Here is a 2,557-nt window from a genome sequence, read left to right on the forward strand (position 1 = left end):
CATCGCGCCAGTCGGTTTCGGGCAGGCCGTTTCGGGCGTTCTCTTCCTTAGTCGGCACCTTCCATTGGTGCCGGGCGATGAGTCGGCCGTTTCCGTTGTAGTCGAAGCAGGTGATGCTGTGGCGGTTGGCGGCGCGGACGAGGTTGCCGTTCGGGTCGTATTGGTAAGCGGCCTCCTGAACTCTGTCGCCGCCGTCGCGGGCGAGGGTATGGATTAAGCGTCCCAATATATCGCGTTTGAACTCGGTAATACGCAGCGGGGTTTGGCTGTCGAGGTCGTCTGAAAGCGGGGCGGCGTCTTTTTTGGGGACGGGCTGTCCGCCCAGTTGCGCCATCAGTTTGGCGGCGAGGGAGGCATCGTTGCCGAACTCGCGCTGCTCGACCAGTTCGTTGCCGGCGTTGTAGCGGTAGCCGGTCAGCTTATGGTCGAAGCCGCTTTCGGCAATCAGGCGGTCGAGGACGTCGTAGGCAAAGCGGTAGCGCGCACCGTTTTCATTGGTGAGGCCGATTAGGCGGCGGGCTTTGTCGTAATGGTAGCCGAAGGTATGGCCCAGCGCATTGGTGCGCCGGGTCGGCAGACCGTCCTGGCCGTATTCGTAGGAAGTGGTATGGCCTTCGCCGTCGGTATGGGTTTTCAGACGGCCTGCGGCATCGTAGCCGAAGGTCTCTTTGCTGCCGTCGGGATAGAGGGCGAGGGTAAGGTTTTGGTCGGCGTCGTAATGATATTCGGTGTGCCGTCCCAGCGCATCGGTAATACGCGCCAGCTGTCCTTCGGGGGTGTAGGCCAGACGGGTTTCGTAACCGGAGCAGTCGGTAATGAGGTCGGGCCGGCGGTTTTCATTATAGTGATAGGCGGTGCTGCTGCCGTTGGGGTCGGTCACCGACTGCAACAGGCCGTTGTCGGCGTATTCGAAACGGGTGGTATGTTTCAGCGGGTCGGTATGGGTCAGCAGGTTGCCCGCTTCGTCGTAGGTATAGCCGTCATAACGGCCTTCCGCATCGCTTTTACGGATCAGGCGGTAGCAGTCGTCATAGTCGAAATGCAGGATGGTGCCGTCGGGACGGACGATGGCCTCCACCTGCCCCTCGTTGCTGTACTGATAACGGGTCACGCGCCCCATCGCATCGGTATGGCTGAGCAGACGGCCCAAACCGTCGCGTTCCATCAATACGGCGCTGCCGTCGGCAAACACCCGTTTGGTCAACTCGTTGTTGTAGTCGTAATGATATTGCTCGGTACGGCCCAACACGTCGGTTACCTCGGTATAACCGTCGTGATAGGTAAAACGCCATTCCTCGCCCAAAGAAGTCCGGTTGAGCAACACCTTGCCGGTCGGGGTGTAATGGTCGTATTCGTATTCCGATACCAATCCCGCCGCATCCGTGTGCGACACCATCAGATTGTTTCTATAGCCGAAGCTGCGTTTGACGTTGCCGTCTCGGCCGATGACGCGGACCAAGTCGCCGCTATTATTGTATTCGTAGCGGACCAGCGGACTGCCGACCCGGACCGTTTCGCCGAAGGCGGGCAACCCTTCCAACAGCGATACCGACAGCAGCCGCATTTTGGGCGACTGTTCGTCCGCCACATTGCCGAAGTTCAGTGAGAACACCCGGCCGTTGCCGTCGATGACGTATTGCGGCAGACCGGTCAGCGGATGATAGACGAAACGCTGATGGTTGCCGTTGGCGTCTTCCACCGCCACCAGCGGGAAGAGGGTGGAATCCTCGTCCGAACCGTCTTCCGCCACCGCCAAAGGCGCAAAGCGCAGCGCTATCGAACCGTCCAGCGACGCAATGACATAATGGCCGTCCGGATTTTTACTGAACCAGATCTGTTCGCTCTCGAACAATACCGGCTCTTCATCGTCTTCATCGACTTCCGGCAGCGGGAACAAACGGCCCTGATCGTCGATATAGGCCAATCCCGCCGCATCGCGGATGATGCGTTGGCAGCCCGGCACGCTCCAGCCCTCGCCGAGCCAGCCGGTACCGTCTTGGTCGGAATAATAGCTGCGGCTCCAGATCAGCGGCAGGATGCCTTCAAAAGCAAAGTCGGTTTCACCCTCCAAAAACTTCAGCCCGTGTATCGGATTGACCGGACGGCCGACAGCGGCGGCGGCTTTGCAGGAAATACAGGGTTTGGGCGGCAGTTTCTTCTTGAACTTGTTGTTCATGTGGAACATATCGCCGGCACGGATGATGTGGCGCTTGCGGATTTTAACCGAAGAAGAGTGCATCATCGGCCAGGCAGGTTTGGTGGCGGTACGCGACAACACCCCTTTGCGGCCGGGTATGGCGGGTTCGTCGCCGGTAGTGCGGTTGGTTTTACTGGCTTTGAAGACAAAAGCAGGCTTGCGGTTGAGGCGTACGTCATTGGCGACGGTTTGGGCGCCGCCGAGGTCGGCGAAGAGCGGGAAGGGGATGGGTGGTGCGACTGGTGGAGCAGGAGGGGGCGGCCAGCAGAAATCGGGGACGGTAAAGACGACCCTGAAGTCACTGCTTTTACGGGCGATTTTATTGAATGCCATGGCGGCTTGCTCCTGTTGGGGATGGGG

At 59.5% G+C, this 2,557-nt stretch carries 1 protein-coding gene; it reads right to left on the minus strand.

The window, feature by feature from the left end; all coding sequences use genetic code 11:
- A partial coding sequence (locus Q9I99_RS11120; RefSeq protein WP_304666230.1) for a DUF6531 domain-containing protein occupies nt 1-2,530 on the minus strand: 2,530 nt, incomplete at its 3' end.
- Between the last annotated feature and the right edge of the window lie 27 nt (nt 2,531-2,557).

The organism is Neisseria basseii (assembly GCF_962707005.1).
GTDB lineage: Bacteria > Pseudomonadota > Gammaproteobacteria > Burkholderiales > Neisseriaceae > Neisseria > Neisseria bergeri.